Source organism: Pseudoalteromonas sp. G4, from assembly GCF_028875915.1.
In the GTDB taxonomy this organism is placed as follows: domain Bacteria; phylum Pseudomonadota; class Gammaproteobacteria; order Enterobacterales; family Alteromonadaceae; genus Pseudoalteromonas.
In genome coordinates, this window is the sequence record NZ_JAPEHW010000033.1 from 1 (window position 1) to 22711 (window position 22711).

At 38.6% G+C, this 22711-nt stretch carries 17 protein-coding genes and 1 pseudogene; 10 read left to right on the top strand and 8 right to left on the bottom strand.

Annotated features, from left to right (window positions below; translation table 11 throughout):
- Positions 1–335: 335 nt before the first annotated feature.
- A complete protein-coding gene (locus ON073_RS10995; RefSeq protein ID WP_274761941.1) occupies positions 336–2687 on the top strand; it encodes a penicillin acylase family protein in 2352 nt (783 codons plus the stop codon).
- 63 nt (positions 2688–2750) lie between these two features.
- Here the strand turns inward: ON073_RS10995 and ON073_RS11000 are convergent, their stop codons facing one another.
- Positions 2751–3950 (bottom strand): M56 family metallopeptidase, encoded by a 1200-nt coding sequence (locus ON073_RS11000; RefSeq protein ID WP_274761942.1) that lies wholly within the window; start codon positions 3948–3950, stop codon positions 2751–2753.
- A complete protein-coding gene (locus tag ON073_RS11005; RefSeq protein ID WP_274761943.1) occupies positions 3943–4314 on the bottom strand; it encodes a BlaI/MecI/CopY family transcriptional regulator in 372 nt (123 codons plus the stop codon). The genes ON073_RS11000 and ON073_RS11005 overlap by 8 nt, the downstream gene beginning before the upstream one ends.
- Positions 4315–4447: 133 nt before the next feature.
- On the opposite strand from ON073_RS11005, the gene ON073_RS11010 reads away from it, so the two are divergent.
- The 3 genes from ON073_RS11010 (at position 4448) to ON073_RS11020 (ending at position 6615) form a co-directional block, all read left to right on the top strand.
- On the top strand, positions 4448–5317 hold the full coding sequence (locus ON073_RS11010; protein ID WP_274761944.1) for an MBL fold metallo-hydrolase: 870 nt from the start codon (positions 4448–4450) through the stop codon (positions 5315–5317).
- A gap of 140 nt (positions 5318–5457) precedes the next feature.
- Positions 5458–6396 carry an SPFH domain-containing protein gene (locus ON073_RS11015; RefSeq protein ID WP_274761945.1) on the top strand — a complete coding sequence of 313 codons (939 nt, stop codon included), beginning with the start codon at positions 5458–5460 and terminating at the stop codon, positions 6394–6396.
- Positions 6397–6411: 15 nt separating this feature from the next.
- On the top strand, positions 6412–6615 hold the full coding sequence (locus tag ON073_RS11020) for a zinc ribbon domain-containing protein (RefSeq protein ID WP_274761946.1): 204 nt from the start codon (positions 6412–6414) through the stop codon (positions 6613–6615).
- A gap of 42 nt (positions 6616–6657) precedes the next feature.
- Here ON073_RS11020 and ON073_RS11025 read toward each other — a convergent pair whose 3' ends face one another.
- From ON073_RS11025 to ON073_RS11035, 3 genes are read right to left on the bottom strand one after another with little or no spacing between them, the layout of a single operon-like run.
- On the bottom strand, positions 6658–7026 hold the full coding sequence (locus ON073_RS11025) for a hypothetical protein (RefSeq protein WP_274761947.1): 369 nt from the start codon (positions 7024–7026) through the stop codon (positions 6658–6660).
- A 46-nt stretch (positions 7027–7072) separates the two neighbouring features.
- Entirely contained in the window at positions 7073–7291 is a 219-nt protein-coding gene (locus ON073_RS11030; RefSeq protein WP_274761949.1) for a DUF1653 domain-containing protein, read from the bottom strand.
- The gene (locus tag ON073_RS11035; RefSeq protein WP_274761950.1) at positions 7291–7968 is read right to left on the bottom strand and encodes a nitroreductase family protein; all 678 of its coding nucleotides are present in this window, start codon (positions 7966–7968) and stop codon (positions 7291–7293) included. Before ON073_RS11035 ends, ON073_RS11030 begins: the two co-directional genes overlap by 1 nt.
- Positions 7969–8117: 149 nt before the next feature.
- On the opposite strand from ON073_RS11035, the gene ON073_RS11040 reads away from it, so the two are divergent.
- The 6 genes and pseudogenes from ON073_RS11040 to ON073_RS11065 all read left to right on the top strand — a co-directional run bounded on the left by ON073_RS11040 (position 8118) and on the right by ON073_RS11065 (position 16056).
- Positions 8118–8531: a hypothetical protein gene (locus ON073_RS11040; RefSeq protein WP_274761951.1), complete on the top strand. Its 414-nt coding sequence runs from the start codon at positions 8118–8120 to the stop codon at positions 8529–8531.
- Positions 8532–8644: 113 nt separating this feature from the next.
- Entirely contained in the window at positions 8645–8938 is a 294-nt protein-coding gene (locus ON073_RS11045) for a hypothetical protein (protein ID WP_274761952.1), read from the top strand.
- A gap of 156 nt (positions 8939–9094) precedes the next feature.
- Positions 9095–9664, top strand: a complete 570-nt coding sequence (ahpC, locus tag ON073_RS11050; RefSeq protein WP_038638889.1) for an alkyl hydroperoxide reductase subunit C — start codon at positions 9095–9097, stop codon at positions 9662–9664.
- A gap of 85 nt (positions 9665–9749) precedes the next feature.
- Positions 9750–11315 carry an alkyl hydroperoxide reductase subunit F gene (gene ahpF, locus ON073_RS11055; protein WP_274761973.1) on the top strand — a complete coding sequence of 522 codons (1566 nt, stop codon included), beginning with the start codon at positions 9750–9752 and terminating at the stop codon, positions 11313–11315.
- 300 nt (positions 11316–11615) lie between these two features.
- Positions 11616–12491: an ABC transporter ATP-binding protein gene (locus tag ON073_RS11060; protein ID WP_274761953.1), complete on the top strand. Its 876-nt coding sequence runs from the start codon at positions 11616–11618 to the stop codon at positions 12489–12491.
- A 9-nt stretch (positions 12492–12500) separates the two neighbouring features.
- Positions 12501–16056: pseudogene (locus tag ON073_RS11065) on the top strand (ABC transporter permease/M1 family aminopeptidase).
- Between the two features lie 54 nt (positions 16057–16110).
- On the opposite strand, the gene ON073_RS11070 reads toward ON073_RS11065, so the two are convergent.
- From ON073_RS11070 to ON073_RS11080, 3 genes are read right to left on the bottom strand one after another with little or no spacing between them, the layout of a single operon-like run.
- Positions 16111–18264 carry a hypothetical protein gene (locus ON073_RS11070; protein ID WP_274761954.1) on the bottom strand — a complete coding sequence of 718 codons (2154 nt, stop codon included), beginning with the start codon at positions 18262–18264 and terminating at the stop codon, positions 16111–16113.
- Positions 18264–20576, bottom strand: coding sequence for a hypothetical protein (locus tag ON073_RS11075; protein ID WP_274761955.1), 2313 nt, complete (start codon positions 20574–20576; stop codon positions 18264–18266). Before ON073_RS11075 ends, ON073_RS11070 begins: the two co-directional genes overlap by 1 nt.
- Complete coding sequence (locus tag ON073_RS11080; RefSeq protein ID WP_274761956.1) at positions 20576–22489, bottom strand: hypothetical protein; 1914 nt, start codon at positions 22487–22489, stop codon at positions 20576–20578. Before ON073_RS11080 ends, ON073_RS11075 begins: the two co-directional genes overlap by 1 nt.
- Positions 22490–22711 lie beyond the last annotated feature (222 nt).

The following is a 22711-nucleotide window of genomic DNA, read 5'->3' on the forward strand; positions in this document are numbered from 1 at the left end:
CTGAATCAAAGCTATTTCACTTATGAATATGTTAACAGCGATATGACAGGTTTAATAAATTAGTCATTAAGAGGGATTATTCTTTGAATGCTAATGAAATTTTACGCAAGAAAAAAGCTGGAGGAGAAAACCAGCTTTTTGCAGATCAGACAATGGAAAGATGAAAATCAGTATACGGGTTCAGTATAGTAATATTTTCTTGTTTAATACAACTGTTTTGACTCTTTTTTGTACAAAATAATTATGAAATAGAATAAAAGTGATTGGGTAGGTGCAACTTATACTCAGTATTACTATGATAGACAGCAATAAAAATAATTTGGATGATCAGCCAAATGATAAAAATTATAAAGAAGCTATCAATATTCCTTTTAATATTAGCTTTAATTGCAACCGCTGCAGTTTATGGCGTGCTTACACTCAGTTTGCCTGAGCTGTCTGGGAAAACTTCGGTCACACTTATTGATAATGAAGTAGCGTTAGAACGGGACTCTCTAGGGCATGCTGTTATTACAGCTAAATCTCGCGAAGATGCAGCTTTTGCTTTGGGTTATGCTCATGGGCAAGATCGATTCTTCCAAATGGATTTATTGCGTCGAAACTCTGCTGGAGAGTTGTCCGAACTATTTGGTAAAGCTGCGTTAAATCTTGATAAAAAAATGCGTTTCCATCAATTCAGAAAACGCAGCCAACAAATCCTAAAACAATTACCAAACACACACCAAGATATTTTAAAAAGTTACTCTGAAGGTGTAAATTTGGCCGTAAGTCATATGCCTTATTCGAGCTTTGAATATTTACTCACTGGCGCTAAGCGAAATCCTTGGTTGCCTGAAGATAGCTTATTAGTGATCTTTAGTATGTATCTCGACCTTCAAGAAAATAGTTTTAATCGAGATTTATCTCTTACCTATATTAATGAGAAATTTGGCCCTGAGATGGTTCGATTTTTAACTCAGCCAAGTGAATTTCAAGCCGCGCTCGATGGGTCAGAATTTGATTTAATTGAAACTGATATCCCGAATATAAAAAGTGAACTGTTGAGTTTTACCTCGCACCAAATTGAAGAACCTCTCGATATTGGCAGTAATAATTGGGCTGTTACGGGAAGTTTAACTGCATCAGGAAAAGCATTACTTGCTGATGATATGCATCTGGGATTAGCTGTGCCGATTATTTGGTATCGTACACAATTAAACTACAGTGATAATGATGAAGAGCATCAAATTACCGGTGTGAGTCTCCCTGGTGCTCCAGCAGTTGTTGTTGGAACTAATGGTAAAGTAGCTTGGGGGTTCACCAATGCCTATATTGATACGGTTGATTGGATTGAGTTAGATAGTAACTATAAAACAAATACGGTTATTGAAAAGATTGTGACACCAGAACAAGTTTATGATTACTCGCTAGAAGTCAGCGAGTTTGGTCCTGTTAAACATATTGGTGGTAAAAAGTACGCGCTTAAATGGGTCGCTCACCAAGATTATGCCGTTGATATGGAGTTACTTAATCTAGAGCAAGCCACTAATGTTGAAGATGCCCTTTCTATCGCGAAAACCATAGGCATCCCTGTACAAAACATGTTAGTGACGGATGATAAAGGCAATGCTGCTTGGCAGGCGACAGGTGCAATACCTGCCCGCACATTACCCAGTGCGATTGCAATTACCCCAGACCGCTTTGATGTAACTTGGAACCAAGATGCGCAAGATGTGCCGTTTGTGCTTAACCCTGAGCACGGGCGTTTATGGACAGCGAATAGTCGAGTCGTGAGTGTTGAGCAAGATAAACGCTATGGTAATGGCGGTTATGCGTTAGGCGCTCGTGCAGAGCAAATTAAGCAACGCCTTTTTGAAAAAGAGCAATTTAATGAGCAAGACTTCTATGATATTCAGCTCGATAATAAAGCGCTGTTTCTGAAGCCATGGCAGGAATTATTACTTAAAACCCTGAAATTATCACCCGATACCTACCAACAAGATATTAAGCTTGTTGAAAATTGGGGTGAGTGTGCATGTGCAGATTCTGTTGGCTATACCTTGGTAAGAAAATATCGCTCAGCAATTATCGATAAACTCTTCTCACCTGTAGAAGCTCAATTACAAACAGAGGGGCTTTCATTATCGCCAATTAAACGAGACCTCGAGCCTGCTGCATGGCAACTGATTAATAGCTTTACAGATGACTGGTTACCATCGACGGCAGCATCATGGCCTGATTTACTGACAACTACTTATCAAGAAATGAAAAAAGATCTCTTGGTAAAACACACCGGTAGTGAAAACGGCTCGTTACTCGAGTTAAATTGGGGCAAAGTGAATGAACTTAATATTCAACACGACGGCTCGTTACTCGAGTTAAATTGGGGCAAAGTGAATGAACTTAATATTCAACACCCATTTAGTAAGCAAATACCACTACTAAGTAAATTACTCGATATGCCGAAAGCGCCAGCATTTGGTGACAGTTTTATGCCCGCAGTACAAGGTAAAGGCTTTGGTGCATCAGAGCGTTTATTTGTTCAACCTGGAGCAGAAGAGTCAGCGATTTTAACTTTGCCAGGTGGGCAAAGTGGGCACCCATTATCACCTTATTACCGTGCTGGATATGCTGATTATATTAAACAGGCAAAAACGCCGCTGCTGCCTGGGGAAATATTACACCGTATTGAGTTTCACCCAAAATAAAAAACAAAAGGGCATCTAAATGATGCCCTTTTGTTTAGTTAATAGTTACAGATAGCTGATTAATTAATGCGAACTTACTTTAATACGTTCAACTAAATCCTTTGACTTGTAATCATCTGATAAAGCAAAGTCCAATTGCACTAAGTATTGCTTGTTGGTGTTACCAGTTGGTTTGTAGCGCCATTTTCTTAGTGCTTTTTTCGCTTCTTTATCAAATACACCTTTTGGCTCAGCTGAGATAACAATAATATTATCTGTTTGACCGTTATTAGTGACAGTAAAACCGAGTACTACGGAACCTTCAATACTTTGGTCAGCTGCCTCTTTAGGGTAAATAGGCTCAATACGAACAATAGGTTGCGCTTCTTCTTTACTGTATTCTTTAGTGCCTTCACCATATTTAGCAAACGCAATGCTTGATAGACCTGCAAAAAGAACAAGGCATAGCAAAAGATTTACTAAAATATTCCCTTTAGGCATTTTTTGAATTGTATTTAAACGTTGTTTCATAGTGCTTTTCTCCGTGTAATAACTGTAGCTAGAAAGCGTGTTTTTAGTATCTGAAACACAAGCTAGTAATGCGCGACAATAGGCAATACGCTGTGTTCTATTTGCATGGGCGAGTACGGCTGCGTCACATGCGACTTCTTGTTGTTTTCTGTATTGGCTATAACCAATCCAACACAGAGGGTTGAACCAAAAAATAAGTAGTAAGGTGATTGCGAGAGCGTTACTCCAATTGTCTTTGCGCGCAAAGTGTACCCATTCATGTTGAAAAATAAGTTTTGCTTGCTCGCTGTCGTAACGCTTATGAAAATCAAGCGGAATAAATAATCGTTGATGTATCAGGCCAAACAGCACAGGGCTATTCACTGCATCACTGAAATAAACAGGTAATCGATTGTTCACCTTATGGCTAAACTGCTTACCAGAATTGAACTTTTTACTAATTGAGAGGTGTTCATAAAACACTAAAAAACTCATTAAGCAAAAGCCTGTTAACCAAATCATGCTAAGTAAACCGTACACATCCAGAGATTTAGACTGGGATGTAACTGACACAACGTATCGGTGCAATTCGGTTTCAAATGACATGGCACTTGAAACTGGCAGATTGTTCAATAGCAATACCAAAGGTACAAGCAACCAAAGTGTGTATTGAAACCGAGCGCTTAGATGATTTCGCAGCAGCTTGCTACAAAGTAATGTGCAAATGATGGCTAAACTGGTGGGCCATAATTGCTCCAATAACCAGTTAGTCATTTTTTTGTTCCCAGTTGTCGATAAGGTTTTTCAACTCATCAATGTCTTGCTTGCTGAGATTTTTATTTTTAGCGAATCCAGTTACAAGCGGGGCAATGCGGCCGTTAAATAAGCGTTCAATTAAGCTTTGGCTTTCTTGTACTTGGTAGGCTTCTACTTCAAGTACGGGTGAATAAATATAGCTTCGGCCATTTTTTTCAAACTCGATCGCTCCTTTTTTCACCATACGACCAAGAAGAGTCTTAACTGTTTTTTCATGCCAGCTTTTCTCTTTGTTAAGTTCATCAACTACTGTTTGTGCATCGGCAGGGTGAACACGCCATAATGCTTGAAGTACTTCAAATTCAGAATTACTGATATCCATATTGATTACGCCTGTAATTTAAAACTTGGTAAAGAATTACAGGTGTAATCAATTTCGTCAAGTAATATTTTGCTGTTTTTTTAAACCATAAGTTGCTAGAACTCGTAAAAGAACAAAACCAATAAGGGTCGCTATGAAAAAGTTAACCACATCAATACTGCTTTATATTGGAGTTTTATCTAACGGAACGGCATATGCTGAAGTTGATTTTAAGTTAGAGAAACTATCTGATAATTTGCATGTTCTGTATGGGCAGGGAGGTAATATCGCCATTAGTACTGGCGAAGATGGTATTTATATTGTCGATGATCAGTTTGCTAAATTGAGTGACGATATCAAAGCGCAGATCAGTAAGCTTAAAGCAGGAGCTCCTGAATTTGTGATTAATACTCATCATCATGGTGATCATACTGGTGGGAATGAAAATTTTGCCAATGCTGGTAGCCATGTTATTGCACATCACAATGTTTATAACCGATTGAAAGAAAAGCATGGTGAAGGTTCTAAATACCTTCCAGTGATTAGCTTTAGTAAAGATATGACACTGCACTTCAACAACGAGCATGCACAGTTATGGCATTATCACAATGCTCACACTGATGGTGATGCTGTTATTTTCTATGAACAGGCAAACGCAGTGCATTTGGGTGATATTTTCTTTAACTTAAAAAGCCTACCGTTTGTTGATGTCGATAGTGGGGGGTCGTTAGACGGTGTTATCAATGCGGTAACTGATGTGCTTTCAAAAGTGGATGATAATACTAAAATTATTCCGGGGCATGGACCGGTCACCAATAAAGCTGGTTTAGAGGCTTACTTAGCCCTTTTAAAGCAAGCGAGAGAACTTATGACAAATGCCATGACTGATAATAAAAGTTTAGATCAGGTGTTGGCTCTTAAACCGCTTGCTAGTTTAGCGCTTACTTACTCAAATTGGTTACCAGAAGAGCGAGTGACAAAACTATTTTATTTAAGTTTAAAAAATACTTCTAAAAGTAACTAACAACATCGAAATTGCGGTTTTAGCCTTTTAAATGTGCCTAACTCCTTTTGTGTTGGGGTTAGGCCTTTTGTCATTTAATTCTCCAAAATAGCCAATAATTTGTTACTGTTTGTGTCACTTAATACATGGGAGTAACAAGTATGTTGAATGAAAAGAATGATTTACCAGATCTCACTATGGCGGTACCAAAGAAAAAGGGTCCAATTGTTGGAGCGATTGTTGGTTTAGTGGGTGTATCTTTGATTTATTCTGCGATGTACACAGTAGATGAAGGTCACGTTGGTATTATTAAACGTTTTGGTGAAGCGAAAGAACAAGTAAACCCAGGTCTTCATACTAAAATACCATTTGTAGATGATGTTGAAGTACTTGAAATTCGTACACGTAAGAATGTTGAAAAGCTAAATGCATCAACTCATGAGCAAATGCCAGTTACTGCTGAAGTATCTATTAACTGGACTGTAATGCGCGAGCAAGCATTTGATTTGTTCAAAAGCTATGGTGGTTTGACGCAGTTTGAAAGCCGTATTCTTGATCCTAAATTACGTTCTGCAGCAAAAGATGCATTAGCTCGATATAAAGCAGAAGAGTTGATTCAAAATCGCTCGCAAGTAATAGCACAAATTGAAGAGTTATTAATTGAAGAAATGAAAGAGTACCCAGTAAAACTAGATTCGGCTCAATTAGAGAATTTAGTTTTACCGCAAAAGTACATTCAATCAATTGAAACAAAACAAACTGAGAAAAACTTAGCGGCAGCAGAAATGCACCGTTTAGAGCGTCAAAAGCTAGAAGCGCAGCGTGAAGTGAATACTGCGATGGCACAACGTGATGCTGCAAAAGCAAAGGCAGATGGTCAAGCTTACTCAATTAGAGTTGAAGCAGAAGCGCAAGCGGAAGCAATTAAACTGAAAGGTTTGGCAGAAGCAGAGGCAATTAAGAAGAAAGCGGAAGCGATTAAGGCAAATGCGACGTTAGTTGATTATGTGCGTGCCCAGCAGTGGAATGGCCAAATGCCAACGACAGTAATGGGTGCTGACCAAAGTATTTTATGGTCAATGGATGCTAAAAAGAAATAAAAAATAGGAGGGTGTATGGCGAATTGGTCTTGCCCTAAGTGTCAGTGTGAACGCTTTGACACAGATGAAATTGCCACTACGGGCAGTGGTTGGTCAAAAATTTTTGATATGCAAAACCGAAAGTTTACAGCGGTGGTTTGCAAAAACTGCACTTACACCGAGTTTTATCGCGGTAAAACAAGTACCTTAGGTAATGTGTTTGATTTATTTACTAACTAGAACAAGTAAAAACGCTGCCACTGCAGCGTTTTTTGTTAAGCTTCAAAGATGTTTGGGTGTTGAATTCGAACTCAGCTGATAATTAACTTTTACAATTGTGTGATCTTTTCTTAAGTACATCAATTTTTCAAAATCAATATTTGAAATAGTTAATGAACCATTTTCTTCCCAAGTTAACTTTAATTGATTTGTTTCAGGTTTTCCCTTTAATGAAAAGTGAAGTATCTCTTCATCTTGCTGGTATGAAACAGCAACAGTAGTACCCCAATCGGTGGTTGCGCCGCAGTTGCTCAATAAAATTTTTGCAATATGTACTTTGTCATCTGATTCAATACGTTCAAATTCTTCGAAAGTACAGCCAACATGAGTTCTTGTGAGACCATAAATAATCAGAGGTAAAAATATTAACAATGCATAGGTTTATTAATTTTTTTGATATAACTTTTGCTAATTGCATTCATGCCATTGGTTCCACTAAAGTAAAGCGTTTAAACACTTCACCGTCGCGCTCGATCTCTTCTAAAAACATATCAATCGGTCTTACCCAAAGGGCTTGCTCACCATAAAGCGGCTTATAGAGCACTAATGTTTCTTGCGTTTCACTATGGGTAACAATATCAATCACTTGATAAAAATTGCCTTTAAAGTGCTGGTATTTCCCTGGTTGTATTTTCATTATAAAAAGCTCGAAACTTCAGTAATGTCTTTTTTAACTAAGGCGTGTTCAGGCACCGTTGCATCATCACCGGGATAACCTGCGATAATTAGCATATAAGGGCGCTCATTATCTTTATCACGACCACAAATGTCGGTTAAAAAACTCATTGGTTTTGGGGTGTGGGTGAGTGTAACTAGGCCGCTATGATGAAGAGCTTGAATTAAAAAGCCTGTCGCGATACCCACACTTTCATGCACATAGTAATTGGTGTGCTTGTCTTCGGCATGAATACCGCCTTTCTTTTGGCTAAAAATTGCAATTAACCAAGGCGCGTGTTCTAAGTAAGGCTTTTGGTCATCAGTGCCAAGAGGTTTTAGTGCATCGAGCCATTCTTCACCCGCACGCCCTTGATAGAAAGAGCGTTCTAAATCTTCGGCAGCTTCTCTTATTTTCTTTTTAACATCCATGCTGTTGATGGCTACAAAATGCCATGGTTGATGATTTGCACCACTTGGTGCGGTTGCGGCTACTTTTATACAGGTTTCAATTATTTCTTTTGGTACAGGCTTATCAGAAAACGAACGAATAGAATGGCGACGTTTACTTGTGTCTAAAAAGGTTTGCGCCCGATGTAACATCTCTTCCTGAGGGTATTCTATAAAGTCTGTGAGTGATACTGATTGATGATCTTGCATAATTTTTCCCTTTTTATTTTTGTTATATATCGAGCGCTTTGGGTAATCAAGCTTGATTCACCTAATGAATAAAAAACACACAAGTTAAGTATGGGTTAATACTGAACACATTAAGCTCGTATTAACGAAATTAAGAAAGTGAGTGAATCATGCAAGTATCAATGTATACCCGTCAAAACGATGTTTCTTATCAAGCTAATAATCATAAGAATAATGTTGCTTTTCAGCAGGCTGAGAAGTCATTAACTGCACAAAGTGCTAATGTGACCATATCTACCAGTGCGCAAGCTCTTTATAAAAAAGAAAGCACTCAGCCTGAAATTGGAACATCACCCTCTATCGATCAAAACACTAAAGAAATAGCAAAGGCAATTGCAGCTTATAAAGCGGTTTCAAATCTGATGGATGATAGTATTTCATTGGGTGAAGCGTATTTAATTAAACATAATGATACTGCTCGCCAGTTTTATGTAGGTAAAAACCAACTTAATCATCAGGCTAATATGGCGGAAGCTTATTTAAATAATATTAATGGTAATTCTGAGTCAGCAAATTCTAATTAGCAGTGTTTAGCTTTTACTGCCCATAAAAACTAAAGGCTAAACAGTATTTTACAATTAATCGGTGAACCTTGAGTTATAGTAAATTATGCGATTAACCAAGAAGCTTGACTGGCGTGTTTTTACTCTCTGCCTGTATTGTCTTTCCGGTAACAGATAAAGAAGCAACCTGTGTTGCAAAATTGCGCTGTGAGCTTTCTAGCGATAAAAAAATACTAAAAGTTATTGATGTTGCGAAAGAAACTATTAGCTTTTATAGCGTCTCTGGCATCGTTATATCACCAACTATTCTCCCTGTGTCAGGTCTGCTATCGGGTTCTTATACCTTGGTAAACAATATTTACTTTTATGGCGAGCAAAAAATAAAGTGTGATAATCGTGAGCAAGCTGACATTAAGTTGAGAAATTAAAAGGAACACTTTTTATCGTTCTTTAAAATCGATTACTGTTATCAAATTAATCTGTTTTATCTTTTTAACTGAATTTCTTAATCTATATATCAAGCCAATCGGAAAGTATTAATTAATTTTTTCGATGACTAATTACATTATAGAGAGAGAAATATTATGAGCACATCGTTAATCAATACAACTATCCAACCTTTCAACGCAATGGCATACCACAATGGTGAGTTTGTTGAAGTTTCTGAAAAAGACGTTTTAGGTAAATGGGCGGTTGTATTCTTTTACCCAGCTGACTTTACCTTTGTGTGCCCAACCGAACTTGGCGACTTAGCGGATCACTACAGCAAGTTACAAGAAATGGGTGTTGAAGTGTACTCAGTATCAACCGACACACACTTTACGCACAAAGCTTGGCACGATACGTCAGACACAATTAAGAAAATCCAGTTCCCAATGATCGGCGACCCAACTGGCCGTATTACACGCAACTTCGGTGTAATGATTGAAGAAGACGGCTTAGCACTACGCGGCACATTTGTAATCAACCCTGAAGGTGAGATTAAAGTTATCGAAACTCACGATTTAGGTATTGGCCGTGATGCAGGCGAACTTGTTCGTAAAATCCAAGCTGCACAGTATGTTGCATCACATGACGGTGAAGTGTGTCCTGCTAAATGGCAGCCAGGTGATGAAACACTTGCTCCTTCATTAGACCTAGTTGGCAAAATCTAACACCTCTTACCTTGCTGCCTGTTAGAGCAGGCAGCAATTTGGTTTACCGATTAATGTCATTTAAGGAATGATCATCATGAACAGTATTTTAGATAACAATATCAAAACACAATTACAGAGCCATTTTAGCAGTATTGTCGACCCTGTAGAGCTGGTCATTGCCTTAGATGACAGTGATAAATCACAGGAAGTAAAAGCCTTAGCACATGATCTTTTAGCACTAAGTGAGCATTTTTTAATTCGTGAAGACGATTCAATTGCACGCAAACCAATGCTTTCAATTCGTTCACCGAAAAGAGGCACCGAAATTAATTTTGCGGGTGTGCCAATGGGCCACGAATTTACAAGCTTAATTTTGGCACTGTTGCATACAGGGGGCGTTGCTACCAAAGCAAGTGAGCTGGAGGTGGAACAAATTAAGGGTTTGCAAAGTACACTTAATTTCGAAGTGTATATTTCACTGAGTTGCCAAACATGCCCAGGAGTAGTACAAGCGCTTAATACAATTGCGGCTTTAAATTCGAATGTTACGGTTACAATGATCGATGGTGCACTGTTCCAAGGTGAAGTGTCAGAGCGCAACATTTTGGCCGTACCAAGCGTGTATTTAAATGGTGAGCTATTTAGCCAAGGTGCACTTTCACTCAGTGACATTATCAATAAACTTGATGATGGCGCAGCAGAAAAAACAGCCGAGCTACTGTCACAAAAAGATGAATTTGATGTACTTGTAGTCGGTGGTGGGCCAGCAGGTGCCTCCGCGGCAATTTACGCGGCGCGTAAGGGCTTAAAAACAGGTATTGTAGCTGAGCGCTTTGGTGGCCAAGTGGCAGATACTGTTGGCATTGAAAACTTTATTTCGGTGCAAAAAACAGAAGGGCCTAAGCTGGTGGCACAGCTTGAAGAGCATGTTAAAGACTATGATGTTGATATTATTACCCAACAAAAAGCCGTTACCTTAGGTAAGTCTGGCAACGTAGAAGTCGCACTGGAAAGCGGTGCAACACTGTCCAGTAAAAGTGTGATTTTGGCAACAGGAGCACGCTGGCGTGAAATGAATGTACCGGGCGAGCAAGAATATCGTGGTAAAGGTGTTGCTTATTGCCCGCACTGTGACGGCCCGTTATTTAAAGGCAAAAAAGTGGCAGTGATTGGTGGCGGTAACTCAGGCATCGAGGCAGCTATCGATTTAGCTAATATTGTTGAGCATGTTACCGTATTAGAGTTTGCCGATACGTTACGTGCCGATGAAGTGTTGATCAAAAAGGCCAACAGCCTAGGTAATATTGAGATTATTAAAAATGCGCAAACTACCGAAGTTATCGGTGATGGTACGCGAGTAACTGGCCTAAATTATACTGATCGTGTGTCTGGCGACGAGCATAGTCTTTCGCTTGCAGGTATTTTTGTACAAATAGGTTTAATTCCAAACACTGAATTCTTAAAAGGCAGTATCGAATTAACCCCATTTGGTGAGATTATTGTTGATGATAAAGGCGCTACATCAATGCCAGGTGTATACGCTGCAGGTGATGCGACAACCACACCATTTAAACAAATTATTATTGCGATGGGCAGTGGAGCAACAGCAAGTTTAGGCGCATTTGATTATTTAATTCGCTATGCTGATGGCACGCAGCAAGTAGCATAAGTTTATCCCTTATACATAATACGCCCACTATTATGTTCAAAGCCGCTAATCATTTTGATTGGCGGCTTTTTTGTTAATTATGGGCAGAGCTGCAACAGTAACTTGCATCTGCTTTTCCCTTTTACAAAATACTACCACTATTATCAGCAAAGCAGCTGATTAGTTTGAACAGCAGTATTTTTGTTAATAAACCGTTAATCACCGATTTTAACCTTTAATCATTTTTAGATGGTTAAGTTGCATTCACTTTCCTTAGACTGACCGATGAAATATTGGCAATAAACAAAAAAGAGAACGCAAATGTTATCAATAACAGGGTTATCAAAAACGTACGACAACGGTGTAAAAGCACTGAATAATGTAAATCTCGAAGTACCAAAAGGCATGTTTGGTTTATTAGGGCCAAATGGCGCTGGCAAATCATCACTCATGCGCACTATCGCAACACTTCAAACAGCAGATGCCGGTCAAATTACCTTTGATAGTATTGATGTATTTAACGATCCGCAAAGTCTGCGTAAACGCCTAGGATATTTACCACAAGATTTTGGTGTGTACCCACGCATTAGTGCTTATGAATTACTTGATCATATGGCGATTTTAAAGGGCATCGAAAATAATGGTGAACGTAAGGAAGCTGTTGAAGGTTTACTGGCACACACTAATTTATTCCAGCATCGCAAAAAAGCAGTAAGTGGCTTTTCTGGTGGTATGCGCCAGCGTTTTGGTATTGCACAAGCACTGTTAGGCGATCCTGACTTAATTATTGTGGATGAGCCAACAGCGGGCCTTGATCCTGAAGAGCGCAACCGCTTTCACAACTTATTAGTAAGCCTAGGTGAAGAAAAAGCCATTATTTTATCAACTCACATTGTTGAGGATGTATCTGAGCTTTGCCCGAATATGGCAGTGTTAGCATCGGGTCAAATTTTACTAGAAGGTAACCCAATTGCGCTTACCGATCAGCTAAATGGCCAGATTTGGAAAAAATCAGTATCGCTTGATGAAGCACAAGAAATTGAATCTTCTATGCCACTTATTTCGAAGCGCTTATTTGCAGGTAAAACAATTGTACATGTAATGGCCGAAAATCAGCCAGAAGGTTTTGATGCAGCGCCAGCTAACTTAGAAGATGTTTATTTCTCAACGCTACTGCAACACCGAAATGCGGCTTAAGGAGGCGTTATGTTTTTAAAAATGCTCGCCTTCGAGTGGCGCTACTTTACTCGACAACCTTCGTTTATTGTTACGAGCAGTATTTTCTTTCTGTTGACGTTTTTTGCGACTGTTTCTGAAAATGTGCAAATTGGCGGTGGTGGTAATGTGGTTTATAACGGCCCATTCTCTATCGCGCAAACATTACTAATATTGGGCTTTTTTGCCATCTTTTTGGTGGTGAATTTTGTTGCAAGCACGGCAACCCGTAATGAAAGCTCTAAAATGGCGGAGATTTTATATTCCAAGCCAATAAACCCTGTTAGTTATCAGCTAGGGCGCTTTTTCGGCTCATTTGCTGTGGTGTTAACTGTGTTTGCGTTTGTACCGTTGGGTATTTTTCTGGGTACCACATTGGGTGCTGCTGCAGGATGGGTAGATGTTGAGCGCTTAGGCCCAACAGTATTAAGCCATTACTTCACGGCATTCTTCTATTTATCTGTACCTACATTATTAGTGCTCGCGTGTATATTTTACGCGATTGCGATTCGCTTCCGTTCAATGATGGGTGTGTATTTAAGTGCTGTGGCACTCTTTATTGGTTATAACGTGGCGGTGCAATTTGCCAGTGAACCTGCGTATCGCGAGTTAGCTGCATTGATAGATCCATTTGGTTACAGTGCTTTTGCTGAAGTAACCCGTTACTGGACCATGCATGAGAAGAATAATTCTGCAATTGAGTTAAGTGGTGTACTTCTGCAAAACCGTGCAATTTGGCTGGTGGCAGCGATTGCTATTTTGGCATTGTTTGGCGGCTTTAAGCGTGGTTTAACTCTGACTAAAGTAAAAGCAAAAAAAGCTGAAAAATCAGCTGTGAATGACAGTTTCACCTCAGCACTTGCAAACCGTATTAACATTAAAAATAGCCCGCGTATCAATACCCTTGCACACCTTAAAACACGTACACTTTTTGAAGTGAAACAAGTAATTTTTAGCGCACCGTTTTTGATTTTAGGCTTAATTACCTGCTTTATGTTAATGGCGCCACTTTTCGACCCGCAGGGCATGTTTGGCACGCCTAATTGGCCACTTACTCAAACCATGGTGCAATTAGTTGCTGGCTCTACGGGTTTATTAATGCTGGTGATTTTAGCTTACTACAGCGCAGAAGTTGTTTGGCGCGAACGTAACTCAGGTATGGGCGATATTATTGATAGTATGCCTGTAAACAACATTACCTTTTGGTTATCTAAGTTCATTGCAATAGCACTTGTTTTTGTACTGCTTTATAGCTTTGGAACAGTGGTAACAGTCGCTAACCAAGCACTTAAAGGTTATACCAACTTTGAGTTATCTCAGTATGCTTTCCGCTTAGGTTATATCAACCTTGTGCCATTGATGATGACAGTGGTGATGGCATTCTTCCTTCAAGTAATTAGCCCTAACAAATATGTTGGTATGCTTTTGTTTATGGTTTACATCATTGGAACATTGGTACTTTCTAATTTTGGCTTTAGTCACCCAATGTGGCAATTTGCTGAAGCGCCAAGAGTGCCTTATTCAGACATTAACCAATATGGTCACTTCTTAACGGCGCATAACTGGTTTATGTTGTATTGGTTAGGTGCAAGTTTAGTTTTAGGTGCATTGAGCTATGCACTTTGGCATCGTGGCCCTGAGCAACCATTAAAAGCGCGTATCAAGCTGGTGCCATACTATTTAGGTACTTATGGTAAAGCGACAGTTGCAGCTGGTTTAATTATTTTTATTGCAAGTGGTAGTTATATTTATCAGAACACCCGCGTATTGCATGTGTATCAAGAGCAGGATGATTTTGAGCTTGAACAAGCTAATTACGAAAAAACCTATGTTCAGCACAAAGAAGACAATATTCCGGTAATTACTAAGGTAAATATCAACGCCTGCGACCGCCAATATTGAATTTACCAATGTGGGCGATACGGCTATTGAGAAGTTTATGGTGCATAAACCGCGATATACCGAACAGTACTCAGTCGAGTTAGCTGGTGGCACATTAGGTGAATTAGATAAAACCTACAGCCTTGCATGGTTTACTTTTGATAAGCCACTTGAGCCAGGTGAAACGCGCAGCGGTAAATTAAGTGTAGTGCGTGAACACAAAGGCTTTAGAGCGGGCAATGAGGACTTTACGTTACTGAATAACGGTACCTTTATTAACAACGGTGATTTATTACCTCACTTCGGTTACTACGAAGGCTACCAAATTGTTGACCGCCATAAGCGTCGCAAACATGGTTTAGAGCCATTAGAGCGTGCCAATAAATTAGAAGACGACCGTTACTACAATGAAAGCTTCTTTGGTAAAGGCACTGGTTTTATTGACTTTGAAGCGACTATTTCAACGTCGGAAGATCAGTTTGCAATTGCGCCGGGTTATTTAACCGAAGAACGAGTAGAGAACGGTCGCCGTATATTCCATTACCAAATGGATGCGCCAATGGTTAACTTCTACTCTATTATGTCTGCACGTTTAGAAGCGAAAAAGGAAAACTATAACGGAATTGATATCGAGATCTACTATCACAAAACTCATGATATGAATGTGGATCGTATGATTGAATCGGTGAAAGACTCGATTGATTACTTTACCGAAGCGTTTGGTCCTTATCAGCATAAACAAATGCGCATTATTGAGTTCCCTGGTTACCGCTCATTTGCACAAAGCTTTGCCAATACGGTGCCGTATTCAGAAGAAATAGGTTTTATTACTGACTTACGCGACCCTGAAAACATTGACCCTGTTTACTATGTAACAGCACACGAAGTGGCTCACCAATGGTGGGGACACCAAGTAGGCGCGGCAAATGTACAGGGTAGTGCCATCATCTCTGAAGCCTTATCGCAATACAGCGCGTTAATGGTAATGGAGAAAAAATATGGCGCAGAGAAAATCCGTAAGTTTTTAAAATACGAGCTGGACCGCTACTTACGTGGCCGCTCTAACGAGCAGCTTGAAGAAATGCCATTTATGCGAAGTGAAAACCAGCAATATATTCACTATCGTAAAGGCTCTGTGGTGATGATGTCGCTAAAAGACCGCCTAGGCGAAACGCGCTTAAATAAAGCTTTGGCAGATTTCTTAGCTGAGTTTAAGTATCAAAGTACACCTTACCCAACAACGCTTGATTTAATGGCACACATTTCTCAAGACGTAACTGACAGCGAAAAGCAGTTTGTAAGTAACTTGTTTGAGCACATCAGTTTATACGATTTAAAAACAACGGAAGTTGCAGTTGCTGAACAGCAAGATGAAAATGGTTTGTATACAGTAACACTCACAATTGATGCTAAGCTAAACCGTTCTGACAGCAAAGGTAAAGAAACCGAAGTAGAGTTTAGCGATAAAGTAGATATTGGTTTATTCAGTGCTGACCCTGAAGATTTATCAGCGGATAACACGGTACTTTACTTACAAAAGCACAATATCAAATCGGGTGAAAACATTATCGAACTGAAAGTAAAAGAGTTACCTAAGTTCGCCGGTGTTGACCCATTTGTGAAGCTAATCGACCGCGATAGCGGGGATAATATTAAGAAGCTTTAATTGAAACACAATTAAAAAAGCCGCTTTGTGAATATCACTTAGCGGCTTTCTTTTTTATTTTTGTGATTGTTGATAGTTATCAATAATGGCTTGTATAGGGTAACCATTAGGGTTTTCAATCCATGTACTATTATCAATGACTAAATCTAAGTCACCATCAGCATCCCTATCTTTTAAATCAATAGGTATTTGTTCGTTTCTAATAAGTAAATGCTTATTTAACGTTGTGTAAGGTGGAGAGTTTGTTTCGTAGCTGTAAGGTTGATAGATTAACAATGCAAGGTCGCTGTTTGGATCTATTGGGTAGTCAATACTGTAGAAATAAAAGAAGAGGTCATTATTTAAGAAGTCCTCAAGTTTGTTCACTTGTTTTTCGCCAAGTTCATTTAATGTTAAATGACTTTTGCCAGTTAATTTCCAGTGTTTGTATGAATCAAGCGGTTTGCTACCAACAATAACAAACCCTTCAGCAATAATTTCTTGGTAGGGATCTTCGTCGATATTCTGTCTCGAAATGGTGTGGAATTCACCAAAGTCGATACTTTTTGAGAAATCATTATTAATTAGTATTAGGCGTTCACTCGGTTTTACATCAAGCTCTTTATCTGAAAAGTGAAATACTAATTCGCTTATTCCATCCTCGTTAACATCATCGTATGCGAGCTCAATAAAGTTTGAAAAATCGACTTTTTCAAGAATGATATTTTTATTTTCTATAAGGTCGTTTTCATAATATGTGAAATCAGATATTGAGATTGTGTAATCTGCGTAACCGTATAAATCATCATAGTCATTTTCAGGGTAAGTCAAACCTAATAAAAAGCCGCTATTTGAAGCAGAAAAATAGAAACCTTTGCTATAGCCAAGTTCACTTTCAGTGGGAAACGTGTTCTTTAGCTCAACGTTTTGGTTTGTAGCATTATATTTAAAAAGCATGATGTTGCGATGACTGTCAACAGCAAGAAAATATGGCTTATCATTGTGATTAGCTAATAGATAGTTTGCATAGTTTTGATAAAGGTCTGTCGAAACTATTTGCTCAAGATAAGAATCTGCCCCCTGTGATAAATAAAAATAAAGAACGTAGTCAGAACCAGATTCATCCACACAGTAAAAATCATCCATACCATCATCATTAAAGTCGTGTTTGAATAACTTAATATTGTGTTCATCGCCGTTTAGGCATTTGTCTACGTCAATTGAATACTTGTGTGTATTTAAGTGCTGTAAATTAGTGGCAGATTGTCTTACTGGCCAAATAGGTGCGCTTTGGAAAGGCTGAATAGAGAAATCAAAAGTGTATTCTTCGTTGTTAAACGTAAAAATAGCTGAAATTTCTTCAGAATACCCATCACCTTGCGGCTTGTTCTCTTTTCCATTATCAGCTGTGTATTTTTTATGGGCAAAAAAACGTATGTGATTTGAAGCTAATGTTTCAATTTGATATTCAGGGTTTGATAGTATGAGATTTGATGACAGATTGTTTTCAGCGATATTTTCTACCTTAGCAATGACATCAATATAACGCATTGAAATGCTATTAAACGGTAGTTCAAATGATACCGAGATTGGATCTATTTCGAATGAGCTAATATTTTCTATAATTTTTTTACCAGCATTGTACATCTCTAGTTTTAGTTGATATGAGGATTTTTCCGTATGTATTGGAAATTTGTAGACTAAGTTAGAGTTATGACTGGCTATATTGTCGTTTAGATATTGTAGTGTCAGAGATGTTTCTAATTGACTTGTATCAATATTGCTCAATTCAATTTCAAAATTTGCTTCTTGTAAACTCACAACCGGTTCATAAGCTTTAATGCTTATGTTACTAGCCGGAACTGTAAACTCTTGCACAGAATTAGCAGAGAGACCGTCACTATCTGTAGCGGTAATGCTCAGTTGATAACCAACATCGACCTCTGAATATGGGAATTGGTAAGTAAAGTTTGTGGTATCGCTAGTAACTAAGACCTCGCCGTTACTTGAAAGAGTAAATTTTGTGGATGTAAGATTGTTATCGGCATCATTGGCAGCCGCGGTAAACTCGACAGTTTGTAAATTGATAACCTCACCGATATCAGTAATGCTTACGGTTGGTGCTTGGTTAACAGGGTCTATAGGCTTTGGTTTTTCAGTTTCGTTATCTGAACCGCCACAGCCGATAAGCAGTATCAGCAGGGTGAGTAGTAATCCTTTTTTTATCATTACTCTTGTCCTTTATTAAGTTTAATTTCGTAATCAATGGGATAGCCATTTACGTTTTCAGCCCAATAATAAACCTTATCCTCGTCGCCAAATACCATATCAAGATCGCCGTCGTTATCGACGTCTTCAAATGCATAAATCTCAGACAGGTTTGCATTAGTTTGTGCAATAAATGTTTCCTGATTTTCTAATGTGTGGAAAGCTATATATTGAGACCAGAAGTCAACCCAAGGCTCTTGGAAGTTCTCTTCATACTCTGTGACCTTACTCATATTGTCTAACAACACGGTATCGTGGTTGAACGGATGATGGTCTAACAATAATTGGGTTTGCATCACAGAATCCAGTACAGTCATTTCTGCTTGTCCATTATTTAATTCAAATTTGGCAGTAAACCCATACGATGCCTCAATTTCTGGGAAGTAGGCGTAAGCGTAAGGCTCCCAGTACTCTGCGACTAGTTCATTTTTACCATCTTGATCGAAGTCTTCAATGCGAGTTTGAAAAGGCGAGAAAGCTTCAGGAAAGAGGTGTACATTTGTAAAATCAGTATTAATGACAGCAATACGGTGACTCACCACATTGTCGTATTGACCATCCAGATTCAATACAGCGGTTAGCTGGTAATTACCAGCGTGATCTGGGTATAAGTAATCAATGTGATTAATATTTAAATCTCTTCTTGTGTAGAGTAAAGATGGCTCAATAAGTTGAATACTTTTTACTGGTTGGAAAGTATCAGCTACATTGAATTCTTGAAATGTGAGAACACTGTTATCACTCTCAGAGTAAGTAATGTGTCCATAGGCAAAAGCAAAACGATCACCTTGATGAGCAAAATCATAATAATATTCATAATAACCAAAGGCAAATACATACCTTACAGGATCGATAAACTCGAGTTGTGAGATTAGCGTTTTATCAAATACTTGAGTTTCACCATTGTATTTGAACTGCACTAACTCTTTATCATTGATAACGGTATAGAGCTCGGGTAAGCCATCTTGGTCAGTATCAAAAAGAGCACTATTTGGTTTTCCGCTGCTCTTGTAGCCATAAAACTTGAGTACATCGTATTGGCCCAGCGTGGCTAAAGAGAAACCATCGCCTACAGATTGATAGTAATTAATATTGCCTTGTTCACCACATAAGTAGTCAGGTTGATTGTCGGTATTGAAATCGAAACTTAGGTATTCTTCGCACGGTGCGTTTTCAGCAAGTGCTGACACATTGTCAGTGTCTCTAGCCACTGCTGAAATATCCTTAACATAGTCCATCGCAGCTTGTGCCGTAGATTGAGGCATGTCATGCAGTGGCCACTTTACGATTTGCTCAATCGGCTTGATGGTAAAAGACGTTGGAAACTCTAATATTTGTTCAACCCCGAGGCTTGTAAAGTTTAATTTGAAAGTTAGGTCAATGTCTTGGTTAATACCTTGACCTTTTTGCATCGGTGAAGTGTCGGCAGGGTCATGCTCTTCGGTTAAGTATTTCTCCGCGAAAAAGCGCACACGTTGTTTATTAATTGCGGTGAGCGGGTAGTTGGTTTCATCGGTAAACTGCCATGAAGTAGTTGCATGGATTAGGTCGATATTTTCGATATTTGCTTTGACGTCAACCAATCTTCGTGTAATTGCATCGAAAGGTAGCTCGAATGAGACAGCAATAGGGTCGATAGAAATCGTATTAGTTAGGCTTACTAAGTTTTGACCTTGCAGTGATGCTGCATTTAGCATCAGCTTGTAGTTAGCTGATTCTGTAAATAGTGGAAACGCATAAGCTAAGGCGCTGTTACTGGCTTCGGCTACTAAGTTACCATTTTGTTCAAGAATTAGCTCTGAGACTACTTGTGATGAGTCCACATTGGTATATGCCACTTCAAAACTTGCATGCTGCAAACTCACAACGGGTTCGTATGCTTTAATGCTTATACTACTTGCTGGTACTGTGAAGTCTTGCACTGAGTTAGCAGATAAGCCGTCACTGTCGGTTGCAGTAATACTTAGTTGATAATCAACATCGAGCTCTGAATAAGGGAATTGGTAAGTAAAGTTTGTGGTATCGCTAGTAACTAACACTTCGCCGTTACTGGAAAGAGAAAACTCAGTGGATGCGAGGTTATTATCGGCATCACTGGCAGCAGCGATAAACTCGACAGTTTGTAAATTGATAACGTCACCGATATCAATAATGCTTACCGTTGGTGCTTGGTTAACAGGTTCGATTGGTTTTGGTGTTTCAGTTTTTTTATCTGAACCGCCACAGCCGATAAGTAATATCGGCAGAGTGAGTAGTAATCCTTTTTTTATCATTACTCTTGTCCTTGTTTGTAATTTTCTATAATTGCTTGAATTGGGTAACCGTTGGTATTTTCAAACCAGCCTTGGTCATTAGATAGTTTGATATCTAAGTCACCATCCCCATCGATATCTTCTAAAGTCTCAAGTGGGTAGCTTTCGCAGGGGGGAGTATTATTTTGCGTGGTTAACAGGTGGTCACCTAATGCTATATAGGTGTAATCGTTACACACGGCGTATGAATCTATATAAATTTTAAACCCTATATTTTCATCTATAAATACAGAGTAATAATAAAAAAACAAGTCGTTATTAAAATAATCTTGAACTTGGGTAATTACCTTGTTCCCATCGCTATCAAGTGTGAGGTGATTTAAGCTAGTTGCTTTAAGTTGTCCACTATTAACCTCTTTAAAACTAGTGCCTGTAAGTTCTAATGAACCATCGTTATCAAGGTCGATCATTTGTATACGTTCAAACTGACCAAAATCATTAATTTTGGTAAATTCTTTGTCTGCAACGAATAAGTGGACATATTCAGGACAATGGCATGTTTCGTTCTTTTCAGTGAAGTACAATAATAACTCTTTAGTACCATCATCATTGATATCTGAATATGTTAATGATTCAAAATAAATAGAGGCTTGCAATCCACTGGCTTTAAATTCATTTTGTAACTTTAATTTAGAGTCAGAGAACAAATAACTCTGCACTTCAATGAAGTTATCGTAGGTAATTACGTTAAAAGTTTTATTGGCAATTGCCAGAGTAAAGCCTGAGTCTGTTGGGGTAATGATAGAGTCGCCGAAATCGCTTACATTGGTTGGTGTTGTACTTGTTTTTGCGATTTTTTCTGTGATTTCATCATAATCGAAGGCGAGTATATTATTTTGATTATCAATACTAAAAAATGTTGGCAGGTTATCGTCCCATGAAATCAGAGCAGAACGCTGTGCATTAGTCATATTTGTTTGTACAAGTTGCTCAGTGTAACTGCCATCACTAGTGGATAAATAAAAGTAAATATCACTATATTCTTCCGACCACCTAGCGAGGTCGAATACGCAGTAAAAATCGTCCCTGCCGTCTTTATTGAAGTCGAACGAAAACAATGTTACAGGCTTTTGGGTTTCATTATTTAAACAAGTGTAGGGCGATGTATCAACTTGGTTTAATAATCGTTGATTACGAACTACAGAGGCTGAAGCTGGAGAATTTAGAGCTGATGTTTGATGTGGCCATTCGGGGATATGTTCAACAGGCAATATAGTAAACTCATGGGAAAATTCTGAACCTTCAATACTTAATGATGCGGTTAATGTTTCTGAATACCCATCTCCTTGTGGCAGGTTTGCATTACCTGAATTTGCATTCTCGGTATATTTTTTATGAGCATAAAAACGCAGCCTTGTTTGGTTTATCGTTTCAAATTCGTATTCAGAGTTTGAAAGTTGCCATTGCACACTCATATTACCACTATTCAGATTAGAGATAGTCACTTCAATATCAATGTACCTTTGGGAGTAACTGCCAAACGGGAATTTAAACGAAATATCGACAGCAGGAATATCAATTAAGTGAGTTTCTGTTGTAATAGAGCCTTGGTCATCTGTTGCAGATGCTACTAGTGTTAAGGTTTTATTCGTTTGTGCCAAAGGTATTTCATACTCAATTTGTTGAGTACCCTTTGAAAGGGCTATGTCATTTTCAAATAATGTAATTTCAGTCGTCACAGCATCATTATCTGGATCGTTTGCGGTGATTGTAGCTGTTAAAGTATCAAGACTGACTAATGACTCCGGAAACGACACTTCAATTGTAGGAGGGTTATTTACTGGTTCAGTAACAAGTGTTTTTTTTGGCTCCGAGCTGCCACATGCAGCTAACAGTAGAGTACTAAGAGAGAGCATAAATATGCGGTTTATCATAATCAAATCCTTTGAATAAACATTTGCTCATTTAATCATCTCTGATTAAAAATTGATACCAATAAATTGTAATTAGGTGATTGTTTTTAATAATGAAATTAATACTTTATTGTCACTATTGCTCCTGCTGACTCTAGCTCATGCAAGTTATTATTTTTGGAAAGTTATAAGTGTTTTAGAAATTCAAAATCAATTTACTTAGGTGAAGTTATCCCGTAGTTT